The sequence below is a fragment of the Streptomyces caniscabiei genome (assembly GCF_014930365.1).
Lineage (GTDB): Bacteria > Actinomycetota > Actinomycetes > Streptomycetales > Streptomycetaceae > Streptomyces > Streptomyces caniscabiei.
On the sequence record NZ_JABXWI010000008.1, the window covers coordinates 357418 to 382805 of the forward strand.

The 25388-nt window shown below is 72.5% G+C and carries 22 protein-coding genes; 19 read left to right on the forward strand and 3 right to left on the reverse strand.

What is annotated here, in order from left to right; all coding sequences use genetic code 11:
• The first annotated feature begins 1 nt into the window (after position 1).
• On the forward strand, positions 2-3115 hold the full coding sequence (locus tag HW837_RS23780; protein ID WP_196789156.1) for a non-ribosomal peptide synthetase: 3114 nt from the start codon (positions 2-4) through the stop codon (positions 3113-3115).
• Between the two features lie 37 nt (positions 3116-3152).
• The gene (locus HW837_RS23785; protein ID WP_045555506.1) at positions 3153-4340 is read left to right on the forward strand and encodes a cytochrome P450; all 1188 of its coding nucleotides are present in this window, start codon (positions 3153-3155) and stop codon (positions 4338-4340) included.
• Between the two features lie 2 nt (positions 4341-4342).
• On the opposite strand, the gene HW837_RS23790 is transcribed toward HW837_RS23785, so the two are convergent.
• On the reverse strand, positions 4343-5587 hold the full coding sequence (locus tag HW837_RS23790) for an MFS transporter (protein WP_045555505.1): 1245 nt from the start codon (positions 5585-5587) through the stop codon (positions 4343-4345).
• Between the two features lie 188 nt (positions 5588-5775).
• On the opposite strand from HW837_RS23790, the gene HW837_RS23795 reads away from it, so the two are divergent.
• Positions 5776-6729 carry an ADP-ribosylglycohydrolase family protein gene (locus tag HW837_RS23795; RefSeq protein WP_193380240.1) on the forward strand — a complete coding sequence of 318 codons (954 nt, stop codon included), beginning with the start codon at positions 5776-5778 and terminating at the stop codon, positions 6727-6729.
• A gap of 44 nt (positions 6730-6773) precedes the next feature.
• Here HW837_RS23795 and HW837_RS23800 read toward each other — a convergent pair whose 3' ends face one another.
• Positions 6774-8003, reverse strand: coding sequence for an MFS transporter (locus HW837_RS23800; RefSeq protein ID WP_093789080.1), 1230 nt, complete (start codon positions 8001-8003; stop codon positions 6774-6776).
• Positions 8004-8119: 116 nt separating this feature from the next.
• Between HW837_RS23800 and HW837_RS23805 the strand changes: the two genes are divergently transcribed.
• Positions 8120-9085: a D-2-hydroxyacid dehydrogenase family protein gene (locus tag HW837_RS23805; protein ID WP_177261745.1), complete on the forward strand. Its 966-nt coding sequence runs from the start codon at positions 8120-8122 to the stop codon at positions 9083-9085.
• A 236-nt stretch (positions 9086-9321) separates the two neighbouring features.
• Here the strand turns inward: HW837_RS23805 and HW837_RS23810 are convergent, their stop codons facing one another.
• A complete protein-coding gene (locus HW837_RS23810) occupies positions 9322-11172 on the reverse strand; it encodes a rhamnogalacturonan lyase family protein (RefSeq protein WP_234442406.1) in 1851 nt (616 codons plus the stop codon).
• Between the two features lie 254 nt (positions 11173-11426).
• On the opposite strand from HW837_RS23810, the gene HW837_RS23815 reads away from it, so the two are divergent.
• The 15 genes from HW837_RS23815 to HW837_RS23885 all read left to right on the forward strand — a co-directional run bounded on the left by HW837_RS23815 (position 11427) and on the right by HW837_RS23885 (position 25377).
• Positions 11427-12116 (forward strand): M24 family metallopeptidase, encoded by a 690-nt coding sequence (locus HW837_RS23815; RefSeq protein WP_045555502.1) that lies wholly within the window; start codon positions 11427-11429, stop codon positions 12114-12116.
• A 115-nt stretch (positions 12117-12231) separates the two neighbouring features.
• Complete coding sequence (locus HW837_RS23820) at positions 12232-12681, forward strand: hypothetical protein (protein ID WP_045555501.1); 450 nt, start codon at positions 12232-12234, stop codon at positions 12679-12681.
• Positions 12682-12819: 138 nt separating this feature from the next.
• Positions 12820-13788 (forward strand): epimerase, encoded by a 969-nt coding sequence (locus tag HW837_RS23825; RefSeq protein WP_045555500.1) that lies wholly within the window; start codon positions 12820-12822, stop codon positions 13786-13788.
• Positions 13789-14041: 253 nt separating this feature from the next.
• Positions 14042-14659, forward strand: a complete 618-nt coding sequence (locus tag HW837_RS23830) for a TOPRIM nucleotidyl transferase/hydrolase domain-containing protein (protein WP_045555499.1) — start codon at positions 14042-14044, stop codon at positions 14657-14659.
• A gap of 44 nt (positions 14660-14703) precedes the next feature.
• Positions 14704-15735, forward strand: a complete 1032-nt coding sequence (locus tag HW837_RS23835) for a S66 peptidase family protein (RefSeq protein WP_045555498.1) — start codon at positions 14704-14706, stop codon at positions 15733-15735.
• Positions 15736-15882: 147 nt separating this feature from the next.
• Positions 15883-16197, forward strand: a complete 315-nt coding sequence (locus tag HW837_RS23840) for a DUF6400 family protein (protein WP_045555497.1) — start codon at positions 15883-15885, stop codon at positions 16195-16197.
• A complete protein-coding gene (locus tag HW837_RS23845; protein ID WP_045555496.1) occupies positions 16184-16441 on the forward strand; it encodes a hypothetical protein in 258 nt (85 codons plus the stop codon). Before HW837_RS23840 ends, HW837_RS23845 begins: the two co-directional genes overlap by 14 nt.
• 184 nt (positions 16442-16625) lie before the next feature.
• A complete protein-coding gene (locus HW837_RS23850; RefSeq protein ID WP_193380283.1) occupies positions 16626-18449 on the forward strand; it encodes an enoyl-CoA hydratase-related protein in 1824 nt (607 codons plus the stop codon).
• 63 nt (positions 18450-18512) lie between these two features.
• Complete coding sequence (locus HW837_RS23855) at positions 18513-19601, forward strand: NADH-quinone oxidoreductase subunit B family protein (RefSeq protein ID WP_045555495.1); 1089 nt, start codon at positions 18513-18515, stop codon at positions 19599-19601.
• A gap of 87 nt (positions 19602-19688) precedes the next feature.
• Complete coding sequence (locus tag HW837_RS23860) at positions 19689-21473, forward strand: nickel-dependent hydrogenase large subunit (RefSeq protein WP_045555494.1); 1785 nt, start codon at positions 19689-19691, stop codon at positions 21471-21473.
• A complete protein-coding gene (locus HW837_RS23865; RefSeq protein ID WP_045555493.1) occupies positions 21470-22003 on the forward strand; it encodes a hypothetical protein in 534 nt (177 codons plus the stop codon). The genes HW837_RS23860 and HW837_RS23865 overlap by 4 nt, the downstream gene beginning before the upstream one ends.
• A complete protein-coding gene (locus tag HW837_RS23870) occupies positions 22000-22656 on the forward strand; it encodes a DUF5947 family protein (RefSeq protein WP_045555492.1) in 657 nt (218 codons plus the stop codon). The genes HW837_RS23865 and HW837_RS23870 overlap by 4 nt, the downstream gene beginning before the upstream one ends.
• The gene (locus HW837_RS23875) at positions 22653-23345 is read left to right on the forward strand and encodes a DUF6084 family protein (protein ID WP_045555491.1); all 693 of its coding nucleotides are present in this window, start codon (positions 22653-22655) and stop codon (positions 23343-23345) included. The genes HW837_RS23870 and HW837_RS23875 overlap by 4 nt, the downstream gene beginning before the upstream one ends.
• Positions 23342-24835: a hypothetical protein gene (locus HW837_RS23880; protein WP_193380241.1), complete on the forward strand. Its 1494-nt coding sequence runs from the start codon at positions 23342-23344 to the stop codon at positions 24833-24835. Before HW837_RS23875 ends, HW837_RS23880 begins: the two co-directional genes overlap by 4 nt.
• Positions 24832-25377, forward strand: a complete 546-nt coding sequence (locus HW837_RS23885) for a hydrogenase maturation protease (RefSeq protein ID WP_045555489.1) — start codon at positions 24832-24834, stop codon at positions 25375-25377. Before HW837_RS23880 ends, HW837_RS23885 begins: the two co-directional genes overlap by 4 nt.
• Positions 25378-25388: the final 11 nt, after the last annotated feature.

Sequence of the window (25388 nt, forward strand, 5' to 3'; positions counted from 1 at the left end):
CATGGCAACGTCGTACGCTCCTGATTCGAAGGGAGCCGACGAGTTGCAGTCGATGGAATCTCCGGGGGAAGGACTGCACGATGTCTTCGCCGCACAGGCGGCCTCTCAGCCGCTGCGAACAGCCCTCATTGCAGGGGACATCCAGGTCTCCTACGGTGAATTGGACGCCCGCGCCGAGCGATTAGCCGACCGGCTCGCCGCCGCCGGTGTCGGACGGGGACATCTCGTACCGATCCTGATGCCGCGCTCCGTGGACCTGGTCGTCGCTCTGCTCGCCGTTCTCAAATGCGGCGCCGCCCACGCGTTGCTCGACACCGACTGGCCGGCCACCCGCCTCGACGCCGTCGTCGACCAGCTCCGCCCGCCCCTCGTGATCGCCCGGCCGGGCACGGTCGCGCCGCTGTCCGCACCCGTGTGGGACCCGTCCGACGGCGGCGCGACGCACCGCCCCGCCCGCCGCACCCACGTGCCGGTGCGGGACACCGACGTGTGCTGTGTGTTCTTCACGTCCGGCACCACGGGACGGCCCAAGGGCGTGGTGACTCCGCACCGGGCCACGGCCCGGCTCTTCCGGCCCGGCACGTTCGCGCGCTTCGGCCGGGACACGGTCGTCCCCCTCGCGGCGGCGCTGCCGTGGGACGCGTTCTCCCTCGAACTCTGGGCCGCGCTGCACAACGGCGGAACAGGCGTCCTGATCGACGAGCTGTTCCTGACGGCCGAGGCCCTCCGCGCGCTGGTCGGCGACCACGGAGTGAACACCGTGTGGCTGACCAGCAGCCTGTTCAACCTGATCGTCGACGAGGACCTGTCCGCGATGGGCGGCCTGTCCCAGCTGATGATCGGCGGTGAACGCCTGTCCGCCCGCCATGTCCACCGCTTCCTCGACCGGTTCCCCGGCACGGCCCTCGTCAACGGCTACGGCCCGGTCGAGAACACGGTGTTCACCACCACCCACCGCATCACCGTCGCGGACTGCGCCCGCCCGGGCGGCATCCCGCTCGGGCGGGAGGTACCCGGCACCTCCGTCTTCGTCCTCGACGGCGACCGCCCCTGCGCCGTAGGGGAGCCCGGGGAGATCTGTGCCGCGGGCGACGGTCTGGCCGACGGCTACCTCGGTGAACCGGCCCTCACCGCCGAGAAGTTCACGTACGTCGACATCGTCGGCGAGCGGGTCCGGCTGTACCGCACCGGAGACCTGGGGGTCCGCGACGAGAACGGGCTCGTGGAGTTCCGCGGGCGGCTCGACCGGCAGGTCAAGGTGCGGGGCAACCGCGTCGAACCGGCCGAGGTCGAGCGGCAGACCGTCCGCCTGGTCCGCTCCGTCGCCGACTGCCGGGTCGTCCCCCGCTGGAACGAACTCGACGGCGCCTTCGAACTGGTCGCCTTCTGCACCCCGCGTCGGCCCGACGCCGCACCGCCGCAGGCCTCGACGGACGTATCCGAAGACCTCGTCGCGGACGTGTCGGCGGCGCTCGCCCGCCACCTGCCCGCACACCAACGTCCCGTGGCCGTCGCCGTCGTGGACGCCTTCCCGCTGACCGGCACCGGCAAGCTGGACGACCGGGCCCTGCTGGCGACCCTGCCCGGGACACCGGACGAACCCCACCACGCCCCCGGCGACGACCCGCTCGTCCACCTCGTGTGCCAGGCGTTCGCCACCGTGCTCGGCAGACGTTCCGTGCCGCCGCCCACCCCGTTCTTCGAGCTGGGCGGCTCCTCGCTCCAGGCCGCCCGCGCCTGCACACGGATCCGCAGGGCCACCGGACGTCCGGTTCCGCTGTCGAGCCTGTACGAGCATCCCTCGGCCGAACGCCTCGCCGCCTGGCTGCGGTCGACGCCGGCCGTCGACGCCGCCGCGCCACCGTCGTCCGGCGAGCTCCCCCTCACCCCGATGGAACTGGTCTTCCTCACCCGTCATCTGACCCGGCCGCAGGACCCCTCGCAGTACTGCCTGATGACCTGGCACCTGGACGACCGGCTCGACCCGGACACACTGGAGGCGGCCGTGGCCGCCGTCCACGAGCGGCACCAGACGCTGCGCACCGCCTTCCGCGCGGACCCCCGGCCCCACGCCGAGGTCACCGACATCTCCGCCCCGCCCCTGGAACTGCTCGACGCCCGGCCGACCGTCGACGAGGCGGTCGCCGCGCTGCGGACACTCTTCGACGAGCCCCTCGAACCACGGGACGCCGACCTCTGGCGCACCGCGCTCGTGCCGCTGACCGACCGGGGCGGCTGGCTCTTCGGGCTCCTGGTCCACCACATCGTCTTCGACGGACGGTCGGAATCCGTCCTGGCACGCGACCTGTCGGACGCCTACGCCGGACGCGAGCCGGGCCCGGCCCCGCCCACCCCGGCCGAACGGTCGGCGCTGACGGCGGCGGCGAACGCCGTGACGGACCCGGCCGCGCGTGCGGCGCGGGTACGGCAGGAGTTCCGGGACGTGCCCGAGCTCCGCTGGCCCGAACCGGCCGCACCCGGCGAGAGCGGGACACACCACCTCCACGGATCCGTGCCCGCAGCCCTCACGGCGGGTCTCGACGCCCGCGGCACGGCGCTCGGGGCGAGCCGGTTCGTGGTGCTCCTGTCGGTCTGGGCCGGGACACTGGCCGAGATCTGCGGGCAGCGGGACTTCGCGGTGGGCGTTCCCGTCGCCGAACGCACCCTTCCGGAACTGGAGCGGGCCGTTGGCTGTCTGATCGACATGGTGCCGGTGCGCCTGCGCGGCACCGCGTCGGCCGGCGGCGAGGACGGCATCCGGGAGACCGGCAGACTCGTCCACCGCGCCTTCGGCCGGGGGCCCGTCCCCTTCACCGCCGTCGCCGAGGGCGCCACGACGACACCGGGGCGACCGCCCGTCTTCCAGACCCTCTTCGCCCTCCAGGACAACCCTCCGCCCCGCCTCGACCTCCCCGGTGTCGCCTCCACACATCTGCGCCGGCCCTACCCGGCCCTCCCGCTGGAACTGCACCTGGAGGTGTGGCCGGACGAGGGCGGCGCGCTCGACGTGGTGCTGTCGTACCGCCGGGACGCCGTCGCCGGGACCACCGCGCGGAAACTGCTCGACGGCTTCCACGACCGCCTCACCGCCCTCGCGACGCGAGCCACCTCATGACCGTCGTGAACTCCGACCTCGCGACGGGAGCGGCCCCATGACCGTCGTGACCCCCGACCTCGCCGGTGTCGTCGACCCGGAACTGCACGCCTCCGGCGAGGTGCACGAGCTGTGGCGCTGGATGCGACGGCACGCGCCGGTCCACTGGCACGAACCGGGCGACCTGCCGGGCTTCTGGTCGCTCACCCGCCACGACGACATCCGGGACGTCTACCGGAACCCGGCCGTCTTCAGCTCCGCGCGCGGCGTCCTGCTCCGGCCGACGGAGCTGGGGGAGGACCCCGGCAGCGGCCTCACCATGGCCCTCGCCGACCCGCCCCGGCACCGTGCCCTGCGCGGACAACTGGCCGACCGGTTCAGCGAACGCTGCGCCCGCTCCCTGGCCGGCGAGATGCGCGCCGAGATCCGGTCGGTGGTCGCCCGCGCCGTCGAGGCGGGCACCTGCGACGTCGTCCACGACATCGGCGCCCGGCTCTCCGGCCACAACATCGGCCGCCTGCTCGGCGTACCGCCGCAGGACCGGGAGCGGCTGCTGACCTGGACCACCGAGGCGTTCCGAGACGGCAAGCCGCTCACCGCCCACCTCCCGCTGATGCGCTACTTCATCGAGCTGATGTACGCGCGGATGGAGGAGCCCGCCGACGACGCGATGGGCATGTTCGTCCACAACGAGGTGCTCGGCGAGCTGTCGACCGAGACCGAGATACTGCTGGGCGTCGAGAACCTCGTCGGGGCGTCCGAGAACGCCGGCCTGTCGATGGCCGCCGGGATCCTCGCTCTCGCCGCGCACCCACGCCAGTGGGAGCGACTGGTGCGGGAGCGGGACGGCGGGTTCGTCAGGACCGCCGCGGAGGAGGTGCTGCGATGGACGAGCAGTGCCACGCACAGCATGCGGACGGCCACCGAGGACACGGTGCTCCGGGGCCGGCGCATCGCCGCCGGCGACCGGGTCGTGCTGTGGATCCCGTCGGCGAACCGGGACGAGTCGGTGTTCCCGGACCCGGACCGGTTCGACCTCGGCCGGGAGCCCAACCGCCATCTGGCCCTGGGCGCGGGCGAACACGTCTGCATCGGCAGCACCATGGCCCGCCACCAGACCCGGATGCTCCTGGAGACGCTCGCCGAGCGGGTCGCCGTGGTCGAGCCGGTCGGGGAGGCGGAACCGCTGCGTTCGATCACGGTGAACGGCCCGGCGCACGCCACCGTCCGGCTGGTCGCCCGCTGAGTTCACACGGGTCCCGCCGTCGGCGCGTTCTCCGCGGGGCCGGGCTCCGTCCGACGGGCGCGCCGCCGGCGCTCCGCCCAGCGGACGGCCGGCGGCGCGGCCAGACCCGTCACGGCGAACAGGCCCCCGACGACGTACCACCCGGGGCGGCCCCAGGTGATGCAGAGCGAGATGATCAGAGCCGGCCCGACGGCGTCGGCCAGCCCCGCGCCCAGGCCGAACACGCCCAGGTACTGGCCGGTGGCGTGCTGCGGGGCGAGGGCGAAGGACACCTCGAAGCCCGCGGCGGAGTACCACAGTTCGCCGATCGTGTGGATCACCGCCGCCGTGATGAACAGCGTCGCGGCGGCCCACGCGGGTAGGCCCGCCGCCAGCGAGATCAGCGAGCAGGAGAGGAGGAAGGCCGCGCCCGCCCGGCGGTAGGCGTCACCGCCGGCCGCCGGGGAGACGATGGAGCGGCTCGCCCGCACCTGGAACGCGATGACGATGGCCGTGCTGGTGAGGATGGTGCCCGAGATGAGCCAGTGCGGGGCGGTGGTGGCGCCGACGAGCCAGAGCGGGATGCCCACGGTGAGGACCTTGAACTGCACGGCCATGATGCCGTCCAGGGCGGTGAGCAGCAGATAGGGGCGGTCCCGGAGGGCCGTCCAGCGCGGGCCGCCGACGGCCGGCAGCGGCGCGACGGGGGGCAGCAGGACCAGCACCGCCGCGGAGAACACGAAGGCGATCGCGTTGCCGACGACCATCAGCTGGTAGGCGGTGAGCGTGCCCACCTGCACCACCCAGCCCGCCAGGACGGCACCCAGGGAGATGCCCAGGTTGGTCACCGCACGCAGATAGGCACGGAACTCCTGCGGCCGGTCCCCTCCGTAGTGCCTGATGAGCGGGGAGCGGGCCGCCGTGCCCGCCGTCTTCGCCCCCGCCGCCGCGCAGACCGCGCACACGAACGGCCAGAAGCTGTCCGCCAGGACGAAGGCGGCCGTGGCCGAGGCCTGGACCACCAGGGTGACCGCGTAGACACCGCGCGCTCCGAACCGGTCCGCCAGATGACCGACCGTCACACCCAGGGCCAGCGCCATCAGACCCGCCAGCCCGAGACCGAGCCCCACCCGGTCCGCCGGAAGGCGCACCGCCTGCGTGAAGTACAGCACTCCGGCGGTCAGATAGAGACCGTTGCCGATGGTGTAGACGAAGTTGGAGGCCGCGAGCACGCGTTGCGGCCGGGTGTCCGGTATCAGGCGGGGCACGGCGGGGACTCCACTCAGGGTCGTCGAGCAGGGGCCCGGCAAGCTTTGTTGTGCAGTACCTGCCAAATCAAGGGAGCCGTCCCGCCCGGTCGGCCATGTCGCCCGCGACGCGGCGGAAACACACTCGCGAGCCCGACGCCCGCCGACGACAATGCTCTGGCCACCCCGACGTCCCGAGGAGCATCCCGATGACCGGCCCCGACCACGCCCGCGCAGGCCTCGACGGCCTGGTGATGGGTGACGCCTTCGGCGACAGCTGGTTCACGCGCTCCGACGAGGACGCCGAGGCGCTGTGGGCCGCGCGCGAGCCCCGCCCCCGGCCGTGGCCGTGGACGGACGACTCCGCCATGGCCTTCGTGCTGTTCGCGCACCTGACGACCCACGGCGAGGTCCGCCCGGACGCCCTCGCGGCGGAGTTCGCCGCCGAGTACGACCGGGACCCCGCGCGCGGTTACGGGCCGTCGATGCACAGTGTGCTCCGGGGCATCCACGAGGGCGGCGACTGGCGGGACGTCACCACGGCACGGTTCGGCGGCCAGGGCTCCCACGGCAACGGGGCCGCGATGCGGGTCGCCCCCCTCGGCGCCTGGTTCCGCGACGACCTGCCCGCCGCCCGCGAGCAGGCCCGGCTGTCCGCGCTGACCACGCACGCCCACCCCGAGGCCGTCGCGGGCGCCGTCGCCGTCGCGGTCGCGGCGGCGCTGGCGGCAGCCGCCGAGGGTCCGGACGCCCCGCCGCGCGCGGAGTTCCTGCGGGAGGTCGCCGACCATGTACCGGACAGCGACGTCCGCGCCCGGCTGCTGGTGGCCGCGGCCTTCCCGGACCGTACGTCGGTCCGCCACGCCGCGTCCGTACTGGGCTCGGGGACCCTCATCTCGGCCCCGGACACGGTCCCGTTCGCCCTGTGGTCCGCCGCCGGTCACCTGGACGACCTGACCGAGGCCCTGTGGCAGACCGTCGCCGGGTGGGGCGACCGCGACACCACCTGCGCCATCGCGGGCGGCGTCGTCGCCTCCCGCACGGGCACGGCCGACGTACCCCCGGCCTGGCACGAGGCCCGTGAGCCCCTCCCCGCCTGGAGCCGCTGGCAGGCCCCGTCGCCGTCGAGCCACCCCGTGCCGCACCGATCCGCGGATGCCTGACGGCGGTTACGCCCGCCCCGCCCCGCCGGACGCCCCGCTGACGCTCACGACCGCGACCGCGACTCCACCCCCATGTCCCGGTCCGCCTCCGGAACCGGTACCGGACGGCGCAGCAGATACACGCCCGCGGTCGTCACCAGCACGGCCATGCACGCGATGAACACGAGCCCGGCGCCCTCCAGGCCCATCGGCTCCGCCAGCAGACCCACGCCGATGACCGGTACCGAGATCCCCGTGTAGGCGACGACGAACAGCGTCGAGATCACGGCCGCCCGCCGGTCCGGCGCCGACGCGGCGGCCACGGCGGACAGCGCGCCGCGGAACGCCAGCCCCTGCGCGGCCCCGCCCACGACGGCGCTCAGCACCACCAGCGCCAACAGCTCCCAGTGCAGCGCGCCCGCCAGCAGCGCCAGCCCGGCCAGCAGACCGGCGCAGCCCAGCGGCAGCGACCGGCGCACCCCGACCCGTCCGACGGCCAACTGCCCGGCCGTGGACGCGAAGAAGGCCAGCGCGACGACCAGCCCGCTCACCGCGTGGTCGCGCACGTCCAGGGACAGGGCGAGGAAGGCCGGGCTGACCGAGGTGAAGACCCCGAAGAGGGCGAACCCCACGAAGGAGGCGGCCGCCGCGGGCCCGAACACCACCCGCACCGAGGGCGGCAGGCTGGGCCGCCGCGGCCGTACGGTGCTCAGCGGCCGTCGCTCCCCCACGGTTTCCGGCAGCCCCAGCAGGACGGCCGCCGAGCAGGCCACCAGGGCGAGATGGACGGCGAAGGGCAGGTACAGCGGCCACGCGGCGTACTGCGCCAGCACCCCGGCGAGCAGGGGACCGCACCCGAGCCCGCCCATGTTCGCGGCGGTCGCCACGAACGTGGCCCGTGAGGCACCGCCGCGCGGTGCCAGCTCCATCACGTACGCCGTGGCCGCACCGGTGAACAGGCCTGCGGACAGCCCCGACAGCAGCCGCCCCGCGTACAGCCAGCCCAGCGCGGTGGCGCACAGGAAACAGACGGCACTCGCCGCCGCGAACCCCAGGCCCCACCACAGCACCGGGCGCCGGCCCACGGCGTCCGACGCGTTCCCCGCCAGCAGCAGCACACCGATGACCCCGAAGGCGTAGACGGCGTAGACCACGGTGACCGTGAGCTCGGAGAAGCCGAACTTCTCCTGGTAGAGGCCGTACAGCGGGGTCGGCAGCGTCGTGCCGGCCATGCACACGGCGAACACCGCACCGCCGAGCGTGCACCGGCGCCAGCGCCCGGGATCACCGTCCATACCGCCGAAGGTAACCCCGCCCATCACGGCACGCGCCCCGACGACCGCGGCCGGGCCCCGGCACCCGCTCCCCTCCCGCGCCCGAGGCGGCCGTCGGTGAACGGCAGACTGTCCGCATGACCCTCCACTGCACCGTGCTGGACGACTATCAGGACGCCGCCCTGACCCTGGCGGACTGGAGCCCCCTCGCCGACCGGGTCGAGGTCCGCGCCCTCCGCGAGAACATCACCGACCGGGACCGGCTCGTGGCCGAACTCGCCGACAGCGAGATCGTCGTGGCCATGCGGGAGCGCACCCCCTTCGACGCCGACCTCCTGTCCCGACTGCCCCGGCTGCGCCTGCTGATCACCACCGGCATGCGCAACGCCTCCATCGACCTCGCGGCGGCGCGGGCCCGGGGCGTGATCGTCTGCGGTACGGCGAGCAGTCCCACCCCGCCCGTCGAACTGACCTGGGCGTTGCTCCTCGGCCTCGCCCGGCAGGTCACCGTCGAGAACCGGGCCCTGCGCGAGGGCGGCCCCTGGCAGTCCACCGTGGGCCAGGACCTGCACGGCCGCACCCTGGGCCTGCTCGGCCTCGGCAAGATCGGCACCCGGGTGGCCCATATCGCCACCGCCTTCGGCATGGAGGTCCTGGCCTGGAGCGAGAACCTCACCGCCGAGCGAGCGGCCGAGGCCGGCGCCCGACCGGCCGAGGACAAGCAGGACCTGCTCGGCCGCAGCGACTTCGTCTCCGTCCATCTCGTGCTGTCCGACCGCACCCGGGGCCTCCTGGGCGAGCCGGAACTGCGCGCCATGCGCCCGCACGCCCACCTCGTCAACACGTCCCGCGCCGCGATCGTCGACCGGACGGCACTGCTGCGCGCGTTGCGGGAGGGCTGGATCGCCGGCGCGGGTCTCGACGTCTTCGACACCGAGCCCCTCCCCGCGGACGACCCCTTCCGCACCCTCCCCAACGTCCTCGCGACCCCACACCTCGGCTATGTCACCGAGCGCAACTACCGCACCTTCTACTCCCAGGCGGTGGAGGACATCACCGCCTTCCTCGCCGGCGCCCCGGTCCGCCGGTTGACGGACGGGTAGCCGACGGAGGCGTGGGGGAGGTCCGGGGGCGGGCCTAGGGCCCTTCTGATGGATCTCCGCGGCGTCGCGGCGCCCGGCACGCACGCTCGCCGCACGCCGCGAAGGGCCAGGTGGCTCCGCCACAAGGCCCTCCACGCCGCACGCCGAGCGCACGCTCCCCCACTCTCGGCTCCGCTCGAGCGGGAGGGACCCCCACGACGCCGCTCCTTCTCCCACGGAGATCCATCAGAAGGGCCCTAGCGGAGGGAACCGTCTCCCGCGTAGGCGATGTCGGGCCGCGGCGGCCGGGCCATGCCGGCGCCGAGGAAGTAGTCGACGTGATGGGACTGCATATAGCCCTTGAACGTCATGGCGTTGCGGTAGGCGGGGTTGTGGGCCGGCGTGTAGAGCCGGGTGGCGGTGGGCCGGTCGGTGGTGAAGACGATCAGCTCGTCGTGGGAGGCGTTGGTGTAGACGGCCTCCTCCCGCCAGTCGCCGAGGATGTCACCGACGAGGGTGGGGCCGCCCTGCGCGGCGGTGACGGCGCCGTGATTCCAGGTGCTGACCAGCCGGGGCAGACTGCCGGTCGGCGTCGGGCGGGCCGGATCCCACTTCTCGATCTTGCCGTCGTTGAGCAGTTCCACGGTGAGGTCGCCGTCCCACCACAGCCCCAGCTGCGGCCACGGGCGCAGCGCGGTGTTCGGTTCGGTGAGCCTGTCGGAGGGCGCGTTGTAGAGGCCGGAGAAGGACCAGACCTCCATGCCGGGGAAGCGCGGGTCCACGTCGCCGGCCATGCCCCGCCCGACGTCGGCGGGGCCGCCGCCGTGCCGCCACAGGACGGAGCCGGTGGCGGCGTCGTAGTAGTACTCCAGCAGACCGCTCGGATTGTCCTGCTGCACGCCGTAGCCCTCCAGACCGGGGCGGGAGGGGTCCATGTCGGCGAGGTGGAAGCGGTCGCCGTGGACGATGCCCTGCGGTCCCATGGAGTAGCGCAGGGAGCCGTCGCCGTTCAGGACGAAGCCGATCTCGGCGACCTCGTCCGTCCCGTTCCCGTCGACGTCCACGGCACGGGTGTTGTGCCCGTCGGGGGCGTTCTGGCCGCCGCGCAGCCACGTCCACTCCTGCCGCAGCGCGCTGCCGGTGAACCGCCACGCGGCCATCATCAGGTTGAAGGACCCGTCGTCGCGCCGGTTCTTCATGTACGCCACCAGACTCGGCGTGGTGCCGTTGAGATACGCGACGCCGAGCCGCGCGCCCATCGGCCCGTCGGCGAGGTAGGTGGTGGGCACCGCGGACCAGTTGCGGAGCGCTCCGGTCCGGCCGTCGAGGACCGCCATGAACTGACGCGCGTCGTCCGTGTGCGTCCAGGTCGTCCCGTCGCCGAACCTGACGCCGTCGGCGATCTTCAGGGCGACCTCGGCGCGGCCGTCGCTGTCGAAGTCGTACACGGTGACACCGTCCCAGTGGCCCACGTCGATCGTGGCCGACCCCGGTTCGATGTTGTCCTGGTTCCGGCTGTTCGGCCCCAGGTCGACGTCCCAGAGGAACTGGCCCCGGCCGGTGTACGCCTCCAGCCGCTGCGGGGAGGTCTGCCGGTCGACCACGTAGTCGTACTCGCCGTCGCCGTCGAGGTCGCCGACCCAGACGAACTTCACGGGACCGCCGGCGCGCAACGGCACGCGGACCACCGGTTCCGTGGCGTGGTCGGCCGTCAGGCTGAAGGGTGCGCTGGGCGCCTGCTCCTGCCCGCCCACCACGGGAACGACCCGGTAGCTGTTGGAGCGGGTCAGATCGGCCGTGGAGTCGACGTAGTTGGTCCCGCCCGTCAGAGCGCTCGCGTTGAGCCTGACGTAGGCGCCGCCACCGGTGGAGCGGTACACGTGGAAGCCGATGCCGTCCGGGTCGAGCCCCAGCAGCCGCCAGGAGACCAGTACCTGGGTGGCGCCGGAGCGCACCGCCACGACCCCGCGCCCGAGGTTCTCCATCACCCGCGCGGCCTGAACCCTCGGCGGCTCGTCGGCCGTGGCCGTGGGCGCGCCGGGCGAGGCGAGGCCGGTCGCCCCGACGGCCAGCACGGCACAGACGACCCCTGTGAAAGTCATGCGCATGACAACCTCCTGTGCCGGAACGGAACCGCCGACGAGTCGTACCGCAGGGACTTGAACCGTTTACACGCTTGTGATGGAAGCACCGCCCGAGGTGACCGTCAAGGCTCACGAAGCGTCAACATTCCCTCAGTTCAGGGGCGTTGATGCCTCGGAACACCCACTCGGACCCGTCTGGAAACGCTTCCAGAAACGCCCCCGAAGCCGGTCGGTGATATTCCGTTGCCGGAAGCGATCTCCCTCATTACGGTCGCTCCATGGCGGACGACGAACCCACACGCGCGGCACGGCTGCTGGACGCCCAGGCGAAGGCGGTACGGCTCTTCACGGAGTTGGAGGAGCGCGGTCTCGTCGCTCCCGGCGAGAGCGAGCGCGCGGTCAGCGACCGGGTCCGGGACCTGGCGAACGAACTGTTCGGCACGACCCGGCACTGGCACAAGAGGATCGTGCGCTCGGGCCCGAACACGCTGAAGCCCTACCGGGAGAACCCGCCGGACCGCGTGATCGCCGCGGACGACATCGTCTTCGCCGACTTCGGCCCGATCTTCGAGGAGTACGAGGCCGACTTCGGCCGGACCTTCGTCCTCGGCGAGGACCCCGTCAAGCACCGGCTCCGCGACGACCTGCCGCGCGTCTTCGCCGCGGGCCGAAGGTTCTTCGAGGCCGACCCGGACATCACCGGAGCGCGGCTGTACGCCGAGGTGCGGCGGCTGGCCGCCGAGGCGGGGTGGGAGCTGGGCGGCTGGCATGCCGGCCACCTGGTCGGCGAGTTCCCGCACGAGTGGATCGACGGCGCCGATGTGGAGTCGTACATCACCCCCGCCAACACCACCCCGATGCGCCGCACCGACAAGGCCGGGCGCCGCTGCCACTGGATCCTGGAGATCCATCTCATCGACCCCGGGCGCGGGTTCGGCGGCTTCCACGAAGAACTTCTCACCCTCTGACCAGGGCCGCGCGCACTCCCGCGAACCTCAGTGGAAGACCGGGGCAACCATCCGTCCCCCTCGTGGGTCACATCTTGTGAGAGCAAAGGCGCTCTCATGGCTACAAGGGGGAAATATGAGAAAGGTACGTAATGTCGTGACGATGGGGGCCTTAGCCGCACTCGCGGTGGGTGCCTCGACCGCCTTCGCCACGACGGCCTCCGCCGCGCCGAACGTCACCCCGCAGGGTGTCTGCGGCAAGGCCTACAAGACGGTCAACTCGGCGCCCGTCGGCTCGCTGGGCACCGTCTACCTGACCTACAACTCCTCGAACGGCGAGAACTGCGTCGCGACCATCCGCAAGAACCCGGGCACGCTCAAGCCCATGTCCACGTGGGTCTATGTCCCCGCGACGGACGAGTACGCCGGGGACTCCGACAGCTACTCCTCGTACGCGGGACCGGCCTACGTCTACGGCAAGGGCTTCTGCGTGAGCTGGGGCGGCAGCATCGACAACGTGTACGTGTCGGTGGAGAACTCCAACTGCGGTTCCCTGAAGGAGCACCGGGTCACCGAGATCCGCTGATCCGGCGCGTCATCCGGCCGTGAGTTCCCGCACCGCCGCCCCTCTTTCGAGTCGCACCCGGCGCGGGAACTCACGGCACTTTGTTGAACGCGTTCAAAAAGCGGTTACCCTGGAGTCGAGCCGAGCGAGGAGGGTTCGATGAGAGTGGTGCTGCCCGGGGGAACCGGACAGATCGGCGCGGTTCTCGACCGTGCGCTGACAGCGGCCGGTCACGAGGTCACCGTGGTGACCCGGCGTCCCGTGCGGGCGCGCGACATCGGCTGGGACGGGGCCACGCTCGGCCCCTGGGCCACGGCGATCGACGGCTGCGACATCGTGATCAACCTGGCCGGGCGCAGCGTCTCCTGCCGCTACACCCCCGAGAACCTGCGCACCATGATGGACTCCCGGGTGGCTTCGACGCGGGTCGTCGGCGAGGCGATCGCCGCCGCCGCGCGACCGCCGCGCGTCTGGCTCCAGATGAGTACGGCGACGATCTACGCCCACCGCTTCGACGCGCCCCACGACGAGGCGACCGGCGTCATCGGCGGCTCGGAGGCCGGGGTGCCGGACTACTGGGCGTACAGCGTCGAGATCGCGAAGAACTGGGAGCGGGCGCAGGCCGAGGCGCCGACCCCCGCCACCCGCAAGGTGGCCCTGCGCGCGGCGATGGTCATGAGCCCGGACCGGGGCGGTGTGTTCGACGTCCTGTCACGGCTGGTGCGCCTCGGGCTCGGCGGCCCGGTGGCCGGCGGCGCGCAGTACGTCTCCTGGATCCAGGACGAGGACTTCGTGCGGGCCGTCGAGTTCCTGATCGCCCGGGACGACCTCGACGGTCCGGTGAACCTCGCCTCGCCCGAGCCCCTCCCGCACCGCGCGTTCATGCGGGCCCTGCGCACGGCCTGGAACGTCCCGGTGGGACTGCCCGCGACCCGGGGGATGGCCGAGCTGGGCGCGTTCGCCCTGCGCTCGGACACGGAACTGCTGTTCAAGAGCCGCCGCGTGGTGCCGGGCCGGCTGACCGACGCCGGATTCTCCTTCGCGCACCCCGACTGGGAGAGCGCGGCGGCGTCCCTAGTGCGACGCGCCCGGCCGGAGCGATCAGCCGTGCTCCGCAAGGCGTCATGACGGGCCCGCGGGCCCCCGGTCTCGCTCCCGGTGCCCGCCGACCGGACGGTGGCCTTCGGGGAGCGGGTCGCCGCGCGCTCCCGCGGCACCGACGCCTGATGCCGTTGCTTGAGCCACCCGCCCACCAGTGCCTCGTCGGCACCCGAAGTCGATCAGCACCACCCAACTCCTCGGCGCTCCGGCCCCGGTGAGGGCGACCGCGCTGCCGAATATCGCGTGCGGTGGCCGCGGCGGGCGTAGCAGACTCGCGGGTATGGCGGACATGCGCATGTTCAGAGACGAGGTGACCCGCCGGGCGGGCGGGGACTCCGGCGGGTCGGCGGGAGAACTGGCGGAGCGGCTCGGCGTGCACACGGTCGTCCTGCTGGAAGGGCTCAGCGACCTCGCCGCCGTCGAGGCACTCGCCGGGATGCGGGGCCGCGACCTGGCCGCCGAGGGAGTGTGCGTGCTGTCGATGGGCGGCGCGATGAGCGTCGGCCGCTACACCGCGCTGCTCGGACCGTCCGGCCTGGGCCTGCGCCTCGTCGGGCTGTGCGACGAACGCGAGCAGCCGTTCTTCGACCGCAGCCTCGCCCCGGCCTCGACCCCGCGCCACGCCGTCTTCGTCTGCTCGGCCGACCTGGAGGACGAACTCATCCGCGCGCTGGGCCCGCAGCGGGTCGAGCAGATCGTCCACGCCGAGGACGAGTCGCGCCCCTGGCAGACCTTCCTGCAGCAGCCCGCCCAGTACGGCCGCCCCCGGCACCAGCAGCTGCGGCGCTTCATGAGCACCAGGAAGGGCCGCAAGATCCGCTACGGCCGCCTGCTGGTCGAAGCCCTCGCCCCCGAGGAGGTGCCGGCCCCGCTGGACGACCTCCTCGCCCACCTGTGAGAAGCCGTCGTAGCGAGTCGTTGCGCGTGTTGGACACTGCGTCGGTGACCGCTTCCGCACAGCCTCGACTGCTTCGACCTCGCGCCCTGAAGCCCGGAGATCTCGTCGTCGTCGCAGCACTCTCCGGACCGCTCGACGCGGTTGACGAGCCCGGCCTCCAGCAGGCGATGGCCGTGCTCGAAGGGATGGGGTTCCGGGTGCGCCGGGCACCCCTGCTCGAAGCGGGGCGGCACCGTTGGTGGAGCGCGGGTACTCCGACGGAGATCGCCGGGGAGTTCAACGCTCTGCTGCGTGATCCCGAAGTACGCGCGATCATCGCGCACGACGGCGGGCAGACCGCGCTCGGTTACCTCGACCTGATCGACTTCGAGGCGATCGCGGCCGACCCCAAGCCGATCCTCGGCTACAGCGACATCTCACTGCTGCATCTGGTGCTCTACGCGCGTACGGGGCTGGTCGGATTCCACGCCGACGTGGCCACCCGTGGACTCGGCGGGTACTGGCAGTCCGCGCCCGCGGCACGCAGAGCGGAACTCGAAAAGCTCTACTCGACGCTGCTGACCGGCGACGAGGCGATCGGTGCGCTGCCGGCCACCCCGTCGTGGGAGTGCTGGCGCGCCGGTCGCACCGAAGGCCGGCTGATCGGCGGGGTGATCAACCGCATCGCGCTGGTGCAGGCGACGTCCTTCGCGCTGCCGCTCGCATGCTTCGACGGCGCGGTGCTGTTCTGGGAGGAGGCGGGCGGCCAGGCATCGCATGTGTGGAGCTATCTGCAGGTCCTGCGGCACTCCGGCATCCTCGATCGGATCTCCGGCATGGTCGTGGGCGTTCCGGACGCGATCCACGGGCTCGGCACGACCGATGCTCGTGACGCGTCCCCGACCCTGTCCGAGATGGTCCTCGACGTCCTCGGCGACCGTGACATCCCGGTCCTGGGCAACGTCGAGTTCGGGCACGCCGGCCCGAATCTGCCGATGCCGGTCGGCATCCGCGTCGGCCTCGATGCGCACCGGCGGACATTGTCGCTGCTCGAACCGGCGGTACGACCGCTCCCGACGACGGGACCGGTCGGCTGAGCACAGCGGATCAGCGAGCCGCTCACCCCGAGCCGGGAACACCACGCCCGCCGGCCGGTCCGCGGTCGCCGCGTACGCTCCCGACCTGCTGTGACTTCGCCCACCTGCCCTTGCCGGAGCCCGCGCCGTTTACCTACGTTCGGTCGCATGGCCCCCCATGACCGCGACCTTCCCGGCGGACCGGACGAGCCCGAGGCGGTGAGCGACCCCGCAGCGGGCAGCCCCGACGCCGCCCCGACGGTCGATCTGGACATCGACCTCACCTCGCACGAGATGCTCCGGCGCGCTCATGTCCTGGACGCCCTCGGCGACGACTGGAACCCCGTCGCGGCCCTGCGCGACGAGGAGACGGCCCACCGACTGCTGTACTCCGGGCTCGACGACGAACAGCGCCGGATCTACGACGACCTCGTCGCGGCCGGTGTGCTGCCGGGAGACGGTGGCGGTCATGCTGCCGCTTGACCCGCAGGCCGACATCGGCCGCCGCGCCTGGGTGGCCTGCCCGAGCTGCGCCGACCACCAGGGATGCGGCACCTGCGAGCAGGGCCGCACCTGCTCCGCGCACTGGCGCTATCTGCTGGCCAACGTCGGCAGCCTGCTGCACCTGCAGTGCCCGTCGTGCACCCACATCTGGGCCCACGAGACCCACTTCGGCGCCACCCGCACCCCCTGGGAGCGCATCACCAGCGGCCTGCGACGACGGTGACCGGCCCCCGCCATTGAGCCGCTGAGCCGGCGGGACGACGGTTCGGCCCGGTGAGGCCGGACGGCGGATGCACGCCCGCTTTCGGATGACCTCGCCGTCTGTCGCCGGGGACGGCGGGCAGCCGTGGCCGAGGATCGCGGACGGCGGTCATCCCTGCCTGCCGTTCGTCCGCCCGGAGGCAGCCGTGCACATCCTGCTCCTAGCCAGCGCGTTCAACAGCCTCACCCAGCGCACCCACGCCGAGCTGCGCGACCGGGGCCACACCGTGACGGTCGAACTGGCCCTGCCCGGCAGCCCCTTGCCCGAGGCCGTACGGCGTCACGCGCCGGAGCTCATCGTGTCGCCGATGCTCAGGACGGCGATCCCCGAGGAGGTGTGGTCGGCCCACACCTGTCTCGTCGTCCACCCCGGACCCGTGGGCGACCGGGGGCCGTCCTCCCTGGACTGGGCGATCCACGAGGGCGCCGACCGGTGGGGCGTCACCGTGCTCCAGGCCGACGCGGAGATGGACGCCGGTGACGTGTGGGCCACCGTGCCCTGCCGGGTTCCCCGCGTCCCCAAGAGCGAGCTGTACCGGGGCGAGATCGCCGACGCCGCGATCGAGGCCGTGCTGCTCGCGGTGGAGCGCTTCGCAGACGGCACCTACGTGCCGCTGAAGCAGGACCGCACGGACACCGCGGATGCCGACGCCTATGCCGCAGCGGACGTGGGCGGCGTGCCGCACCCGGGCCCCCGCACGCGTCCCTACCTCGACCAGAGCGTCCGCCGCATCGACTGGGCCGAGGACTCCACCGAGGACGTCCTGCGCAAGCTGCGGGCGGCCGATTCGCAGCCCGGAGTGCTGGACGAGCTGCTCGGCGCGGAGTGGTACCTGCACGGCGGCCACGCCGAGGGTGTGCTGCGCGGGCGGCCGGGAGAGCTGCTGGCCACCCGCGCCGGGGCGGTCTGCCGGGCCACCGCGGACGGCGCCGTGTGGATCCCCGAGCTGCGGCCCCGACGAGTGCCCGGACAGCCGCCCACCTTCAAGCTCCCCGCCGTACGGGCCCTGGGTGACCGGCTGCCACCGCTGCCCGAGCACGCCCCGCCCCGCCTGCCCGAGAACACGCACCGGACCTGGTCGGACATCCGCTACCGGGAGGACGGGAACGTCGGACACCTCGCGTTCTCCTTCCCCGGCGGCGCCATGAGCACGCAGCAGTGCCGCCGTCTCCTGGACGCCTACCGGGAGGCCTGCGCACGGCCCACCACGGTGCTGGTGCTGGGCGGTGAGCGGGACTTCTTCTCCAACGGCATCCACCTGGGCGTCATCGAGGCCGCCGCCGACCCCGCCGCCGAGTCCTGGGCGAACATCAACGCCATCGACGACCTGGTCGAGGCGGTCCTGACGACGACCGACCGGCTGGTGGTCTCGGCGGTCGCGGGCAACGCCGCCGCGGGCGGCGTGATGCTCGCCCTGGCGGCCGACGAGGTCTGGTGCCGCTCGGGCGCCGTCCTGAACCCGCACTACCGGCTGATGGGCCTCTACGGCTCGGAGTACTGGACGTACACCCTGCCGCGCCGGGTGGGACCCGCGACGGCCGAACGGCTCATGGACGAGGCACTCCCGGTCAGCTCGGCGAGCGCACTGCGGCTCGGGCTCGTGGACCGTGTCGTGGACAGCGGCCCGGACACCTTCGCGGGGGAGGTCGGCGACCTGGCCGCGCGGCTGGCCGCCCTTCCGGCCACGGCCTCCCGGATCTCCGCCAAGAAGACGGAACTGGACCGGCTGGAGAGCACGACCCCGCTGGCCGGCTTCCGCGAACGGGAGCTGGCCCGCATGCGCCGGACCTTCGACGACCCCGACGCCGGCTACCACGCGCTGCGCCGTGCCTTCGTCCGCAAGGAGCCGTCGGCGCACACCCCGGCGCACCTCGGTCCGAGCCGGGTTGCGCGCACCGCCCCGATGCCCTCCGCCGCCGACGTCACCGGAACGGCCCCTGCTGGCGACCCGTCGCGGTCGAACGGCTGATACGAAGAAGAGCGACGGTCGAAATACCGGCTTTCATCCCATACCTCCCCAGGAGGCGGTCCCATGACTGAGACGACGCCGAGCACGCTCGACACCGCAGACGCGGGCGGCACGTCCGCCGACGAGACGCCCACGATCCACATCCTCTGGATCAACGCGGGCCTGAGCTGCGACGGCGACTCGGTCGCGTTGACGGCGGCCATGCAGCCCAGCATCGAGGAGATCGTGCTCGGTGTGCTGCCAGGACTTCCCAAGGTCGCCGTGCACTGGCCGCTCATCGACTTCGAATGCGGTCCCGTCGGCGGCTCGGACACGTTCATCGAGTGGTTCTTCAAGGGCGAGCGGGGCGAGATCGACCCGTTCGTGCTGGTCGTCGAAGGCTCCATCCCCAACGAGTCGATCAAACCCGAGGGCTACTGGTGCGGCTTCGGCGACAACCCCGAGACCGGTCAGCCGATCACCACCAGCGAGTGGATCGACCGGCTCGCCCCCAAGGCCCTCGCGGTCGTCGCCATCGGCACCTGCGCCACCTACGGCGGCATCCACGCCATGGCGGGCAACCCGACCGGCGCCATGGGCGTACCGGACTACCTCGGCTGGGACTGGAAGTCCCACGCGGGCATCCCCATCGTGTGCGTCCCGGGCTGCCCGATCCAGCCCGACAACTTCTCCGAGACGCTCACCTACCTGCTCTACCAGGCGGCCGGCGCCGCCCCCATGATCCCGCTGGACGACAAGCTGCGCCCCACCTGGCTGTTCGGGGCCACCGTGCACGAGGGCTGCGACCGCGCCGGCTACTACGAGCAGGGCCAGTTCGCCCTGTCGTACGACTCGCCGACCTGTCTGGTCAAACTCGGCTGCTGGGGACCGGTCGTCAAGTGCAACGTGCCCAAGCGCGGCTGGATGAACGGCATCGGCGGCTGCCCCAACGTCGGCGGCATCTGCATCGCCTGCACCATGCCGGGCTTCCCCGACAAGTTCATGCCGTTCATGGACGAACCCCCCGGCGCCAAGGTGTCGAGCGGCGCCAGCGGGGCGTACGGCGCCGTGGTCCGCAAACTGCGGTCGATCACCGCCAGGACCGTGGACAAGGAGCCCAAGTGGCGCCGTACCGGAGAGAAGATCACCACCGGCTACCGGCCCCCGTGGTGAACGGCCCCCACGCACAGCGGCTCCCCGCCTCGTGCACCCCCCACCCCAACCTCCCGCGCAATGACGCAACGAAGGGCACGCACCCAGATGGCACCGAAGACGAAGACGGCCGGCGACGGCAACGGCCTGGTGGAGATGGCCTGGGACCCGATCACCCGGATCGTGGGCTCCCTGGGCATCCACACGAAGATCGACTTCAAGCAGAAGCGGGTCGCCGAGTGCTACAGCACCTCGTCGGTCTTCCGGGGCTACAGCGTCTTCATGCGCGGCAAGGACCCCCGCGACGCCCACTTCATCACCAGCCGCATCTGCGGCATCTGCGGCGACAACCACGCCACCTGCTCGGTGTACGCGCAGAACATGGCGTACGGCGTGAAGCCCCCGCACCTCGGCGAGTGGATCATCAACCTCGGCGAGTCGGCGGAGTACATGTTCGACCACAACATCTTCCAGGAGAACCTGGTCGGGGTCGACTACTGCGAAAAGATGGTCAAGGAGACCAACCCCGGCGTCCTCGAACTCGCCGAGCGCACCGAGGCCCCGCACGCCGCCGAGCACGGCTACCGCACCATCGCCGACATCATGCGCTCGCTCAACCCCCTGGAGGGCGAGTTCTACCGCGAGGCGCTCCAGGTGAGCCGCTACACGCGCGAGATGTTCTGCCTGATGGAAGGCCGCCATGTACACCCTTCCACGCTCTACCCGGGCGGCGTCGGCACCATCGCCTCCGTGCAGCTCTTCACGGACTACATGAGCCGCCTCATGCGGTACGTCGAGTTCATGAAGCGCGTCGTGCCCCTGCACGACGACCTGTTCGACTTCTTCTACGAGGCCCTGCCCGGCTACGAGGAAGTCGGCCGCCGCCGCGTCATGCTCGGCTGCTGGGGCGCGCTCAACGACCCCGAGTACTGCGACTTCACCTACGCCAACATGACCGACTGGGGACGGAAGATGTTCGTCACCCCCGGCATCGTCGTGGACGGCAAGCTCGTCACCAACGACCTCACCGAGATCAACCTCGGCATCCGCATCCTGCTCGGCAGCTCCTACTACGAGGACTGGCAGGGACAGGAGCAGTTCGTCACCCACGACCCGCTCGGCAACCCGGTGGACCCGCGCCACCCGTGGAACCAGCACACCATCCCGGCCCCGCAGAAGCGGAACTTCGACGACAAGTACAGCTGGGTCATGTCCCCGCGCTGGTTCGACGGCAAGGACCACCTCGCCCTGGACACCGGCGGCGGCCCCATCGCCCGCCTGTGGTCCACCGCCCTGTCCGGCCTCGTCGACATCGGCTACATCAAGGCCACCGGCCACAGCGTGGTCATCAACCTGCCCCGCACCATGACCAAGCCGGAGACCACCTTCGAGTGGCAGATCCCCAAGTGGTCCAACGCGCTGGAACGCAACCGCGCCCGCACCTACTTCCAGGCCTACGCCGCCGCCGTCGCCCTGCACTGCGCCGAGAAGGGCCTCGCGGAGGTCCGCGCCGGACGCACCCAGACCTGGGAGAAGTTCGAGGTCCCGGACCAGGGCATCGGCGTCGGCTTCACCGAGGCCGTCCGCGGCGTCCTCTCCCACCACATGGTGATCCGCGACGGCAAGATCGCCAACTACCACCCGTATCCGCCGACCCCGTGGAACGCCAGCACCAGGGACACCTTCGGCACACCCGGCCCGTACGAGGACGCCGTGCAGAACACGCCCATCTTCGAGGAGAACACCCCGGAGAACTTCAAGGGCATCGACATCATGCGCGCCGTCCGCAGCTTCGACCCCTGTCTGCCCTGCGGCGTCCACATGTACGTCGGCGGCGGCAAGACCGTGAAGTCGATGCATGTGCCCACCGGCCTGAGCGGACTGGGCGGATGAGCGCGCCCACGGCGACGCCGCCGGCGAACGCGGAACAGACCGGACGCAGGGTCGAGGAGGTGCTCGACCGGCTGGCCACGAGCGGCGACCCGGCCGTCACCGCCGCGGCCGAGGAACTCGTCCGTTCCCTCATGGACTACTACGGCGCCGGCCTGGCCCGCATCCTCCACCTGCTGTCCTCGGCACCCGGCGACCCCTCGGCGCGGCTGCTCGGCGACGAACTCGTCGCGAGCCTCCTCGTCCTGCACGACCTGCACCCCGAGGACCGCGACACCCGCATCGCCCGCGCCCTCGACACCGTCCGGGAACACGGCCTTGACGTCATGGACCTCGACGAGCCGAGCGGCACCCTGCGGGTACGCGCCCGGGCCTCCGGCGGCTGCGGTGGCGGCTCCGGCGCGGACGCCCGGCAGGCGGCGGAGGCGGCACTCGCCTGCTTCGCGCCCGAGGTCCGGGCCGTCCAGGTGGAGACCGCACCCGTGGAGCCCCCGCTTCTGCAGATCGGCTCGGCGCCGACGGTGGCCCGATGACCGCGACGACCGCACGCACGCGGACCACGGGGCCCGGCGCGGGCCTACGGCGGTTCCTCACCGAGCGTCCACCACAGGTGGAGCGCTGTGAACTGTGCGCGGTGGTGGTGCCCGAGGACCACCGCCACCTGGTCGACACCGAGAAACGCGCCCTCGTCTGCGCCTGCGGCGCCTGCGCCCTGCTGATGGAACAGCCAGGCGCCGCAGCGGGCCGCTTCCGCGCCGTCCCCGCCCGCTACCTCACCGACCCCGCACACCACCTGGACGACAGCGCCTGGGACGCGCTCCAGATCCCGGTCGGCGTCGCCTTCCTCTTCCGCAACGCCGCGCTCGACCGGCTGGTCGCCCTGTACCCGAGCCCGGCCGGAGCCACCGAGAGCGAACTCGACCCGGCGACCTGGGCGGACGTCCTCGCCGGCAGCCGCCTCGCCGAACTCCTCGAACCCGACGTGGAGGCACTGCTGCTGCGCCGCACCGACGGACGCTGCACCTGCCACCTCGTCCCGATCGACATCTGCTACGAACTCGTCGGCCGTATGCGCCTGTTGTGGCAGGGCTTCGACGGCGGCGCCGAGGCCCGCGCCGCCCTGGACACCTTCTTCGCGGACGTCGCACGACGCACCCGGCCGGTGGACGGGGCGGTGCGTTCATGACCGAGTTCTCCTTCGCCTGCACCGGCGTCCGCGCCGACCGGTACGCAGCCGGCCCCACGCTCGTCTTCCGGCTGCGCGTCACCGCCGCCGACAACGCGCACGTGCACGCCGTCGCCCTGCGCTGCCAGATCCGCATCGAACCTGCCCGCCGGGCGTACGAGCCCGCCGAGGCCGACGGGCTGACCGACCTCTTCGGCGAGCGCACCCGCTGGGGCAGCACCCTCCAGCCGGTGCAGTTCGCCCAGGTCGCGCTCATGGTGCCCAGCTTCACGGGAGAGACCGACGTCGACCTCGTGGTCCCCTGCACCTACGACATGGACATCGCCGCCACCCGCTACCTCACCGCCCTCACCGACGGCGAAGTCCCGCTGCTGATGCTGTTCTCCGGTACGGCGTTCACCGGCACCGGCGGCTTCCGGGTCGAACCCGTCCCCTGGGACCGCGAGGCGGCCTTCCGCATGCCGGTCGCCACCTGGCGCGAGATGGTCGAGCAGCACTTCCCCGGCTGCGGCTGGATCCGGCTCCCCCGCGACACCATGGACGCCCTCCTCGCCTACCGCTCCCGGCACGCGCTGTCCTCCTGGGAGGCGACCCTCACCTCCCTGCTCGACCGGAGCAGCGCCGCCGACACGCCCGCGAGAGACCCGTTCCGCGCCCTCACCGGCACCACCGGAAGGACCGACACGTGACCCTCACCGCGTTCGCCGCCGAGACCGAGGAACGGTTCGCCCTCGCCCGGCAGGTGGCCGACGCCGTCCTCTTCGAGGGCTATGTGCTCTACCCCTACCGTGCCTCGGCGGCCAAGAACCGGCTGCGCTGGCAGTTCGGGGTGCTCGTACCGCCCGCCTGGGGCGCCGAGTGCGAGGAACACGACTTCCAGCACACCGAATGCCTGATGGAGCCGAAGGCGGACGCGACCCTCTCGGTCGAGGTGCGCTTCCTGCACGCCCGGCGGCGCACGGTGCAGCGGGCCCGCCCGGACGGAGGCTTCGACACGGTCGCCGAACTCGACCTGGACGACCGGGTGCTGGTGCCTTGGGACGAGGGCGTCGAGGAACGCGTCGAGGTGATCGCGCCGGTCGCCGAACTCCTCGGCGACGGCGTCGTCCACCCCTTCCACCGCCCGGCCCGGGAGGACACCGCACCGGTCCTGGACGCGGCGGGCCGCACCGTCGGCCGGCTGCTGCGGCGCCGCGAGGAGATCAACGGGACGGTGCGGTTGTCCGCCCGCGAACTCGACGGCCCCTACCGGGTGTCGCGCCTGACCGCCGTCGTCGAGAACACCAGCGGCTGGACACCCCCCGAGGGACGCGGCGCCGACCGGGACGCGGCGCTGCCGCACTCCCTGGTGGCCACCCACCTGCTCATGGCCCTCAGCGCCGGATCGTTCCTGTCGATGACCGACCCCCCGGAGTGGGCCAGAGGCGCGGTCGCCGCCTGCCGCAACCTGCACACCTGGCCAGTACTCGCCGGCGAACCCGGCCGCGCCGACCTCGTGCTGTCCTCGCCGATCATCCTGGAGGACCACCCCGCCATCGCGCCGGAGAGCCCCGGCGCGCTCTACGACGCCACCGAGATCGACGAGATCCTCGCGCTACGCACCGCCGCCCTCACCGACGAGGAGAAGCGTGAGGCCCGGGGCACCGACGAACGGGCCGCCGCCGTCATCGAGTTGGCCGACTCCATGCCCGCCGAGGTCCTGGAGCGGCTGCACGGCGCGGTACGCAGCCTGCGCGAGGTGACCGGCCCCGACCCCGGCTCCCCAGGCTCCGGCCCCGCCGCCCCGGGCCCCGGCTTCGCGGCCCCCGACCCCGACTTCGCGGCCCAGGGAGGCGGCTTCCCCGACGAGTACGGGGTGCAGCGGCCGGACACGCCCTGGTGGGACCCCGCGAGCGACGCGGGCTTCGACCCGACGCGGGACCGCGTGGTCGTCGACGGCCGGTCGGTCGGCAAGGGCAGCCGCGTCGAACTGCACCCCGGGCTGCGCCGCACCGACGCACAGGACATCTTCCTGCGCGGGCGCACCGCCGTGGTCGAGGCGGTGCTGCACGACGTCGACGGCGGGGTCCACCTCGCCGTCACGGTCGAGGGCGACCCGGGCGCCGACATCCGCCGCGAGCAGGGCCGCTTCCTGTACTTCCAGCCCGACGAGGTCACCCCGCTGGAGGACGACGCATGAACGACCCCGCGCCGTCGGACCCCAGAACCCTGGTCGCCGGCATCGGCAACATCTTCCTCGGCGACGACGGCTTCGGCGTGGAGACCGCGCGCCGCCTCGCCGAGCGCGAACTGCCCGGCCACATCGAGGTCGTCGACATCGGCGTACGGGGGGTGCACCTCGCCTACCAGCTCCTGGACGGCTACGACACCCTGATCCTCGTCGACGCCACGGCACGCGGCGAAGCCCCCGGCACGCTGTACGTGATCGAGCACGACGACACGGCCCCGAACCCGTCGCCGGGCGCCCCCGCCCTGGACGGGCACCGGATGACCCCCGACACCGTGCTGGCGCTGCTGCACACCCTCTGCGCGGGGACCGGGGGCGCACCACCACGCCGCGTTCTGGTCGTCGGATGCGAACCGGCCTCGGTGGACGAGCGCATCGGACTCAGCCCACCGGTGTCCGCGGCCGTGCCGGAGGCCGTCCGGCTGATCGAAGAGCTGCTGCGGGACGGCGAGCCGTCCCTGGCACGGGCCTCAACCGCTGAGGCTTCGACATGAGGAGAGACGGG

Coding starts and splice junctions, on each gene's coding strand:
- HW837_RS23780 (WP_196789156.1), top strand. CDS start 2: ATGGCAACGTCGTACGCTCCTGATTCGAAGGGAGCCGACGAGTTGCAG.
- HW837_RS23785 (WP_045555506.1), top strand. CDS start 3,153: ATGACCGTCGTGACCCCCGACCTCGCCGGTGTCGTCGACCCGGAACTG.
- HW837_RS23795 (WP_193380240.1), top strand. CDS start 5,776: ATGACCGGCCCCGACCACGCCCGCGCAGGCCTCGACGGCCTGGTGATG.
- HW837_RS23800 (WP_093789080.1), bottom strand. CDS start 8,003: ATGGACGGTGATCCCGGGCGCTGGCGCCGGTGCACGCTCGGCGGTGCG.
- HW837_RS23805 (WP_177261745.1), top strand. CDS start 8,120: ATGACCCTCCACTGCACCGTGCTGGACGACTATCAGGACGCCGCCCTG.
- HW837_RS23810 (WP_234442406.1), bottom strand. CDS start 11,172: ATGCGCATGACTTTCACAGGGGTCGTCTGTGCCGTGCTGGCCGTCGGG.
- HW837_RS23815 (WP_045555502.1), top strand. CDS start 11,427: ATGGCGGACGACGAACCCACACGCGCGGCACGGCTGCTGGACGCCCAG.
- HW837_RS23820 (WP_045555501.1), top strand. CDS start 12,232: ATGAGAAAGGTACGTAATGTCGTGACGATGGGGGCCTTAGCCGCACTC.
- HW837_RS23825 (WP_045555500.1), top strand. CDS start 12,820: ATGAGAGTGGTGCTGCCCGGGGGAACCGGACAGATCGGCGCGGTTCTC.
- HW837_RS23830 (WP_045555499.1), top strand. CDS start 14,042: ATGGCGGACATGCGCATGTTCAGAGACGAGGTGACCCGCCGGGCGGGC.
- HW837_RS23840 (WP_045555497.1), top strand. CDS start 15,883: ATGGCCCCCCATGACCGCGACCTTCCCGGCGGACCGGACGAGCCCGAG.
- HW837_RS23845 (WP_045555496.1), top strand. CDS start 16,184: ATGCTGCCGCTTGACCCGCAGGCCGACATCGGCCGCCGCGCCTGGGTG.
- HW837_RS23855 (WP_045555495.1), top strand. CDS start 18,513: ATGACTGAGACGACGCCGAGCACGCTCGACACCGCAGACGCGGGCGGC.
- HW837_RS23860 (WP_045555494.1), top strand. CDS start 19,689: ATGGCACCGAAGACGAAGACGGCCGGCGACGGCAACGGCCTGGTGGAG.
- HW837_RS23865 (WP_045555493.1), top strand. CDS start 21,470: ATGAGCGCGCCCACGGCGACGCCGCCGGCGAACGCGGAACAGACCGGA.
- HW837_RS23870 (WP_045555492.1), top strand. CDS start 22,000: ATGACCGCGACGACCGCACGCACGCGGACCACGGGGCCCGGCGCGGGC.
- HW837_RS23875 (WP_045555491.1), top strand. CDS start 22,653: ATGACCGAGTTCTCCTTCGCCTGCACCGGCGTCCGCGCCGACCGGTAC.
- HW837_RS23885 (WP_045555489.1), top strand. CDS start 24,832: ATGAACGACCCCGCGCCGTCGGACCCCAGAACCCTGGTCGCCGGCATC.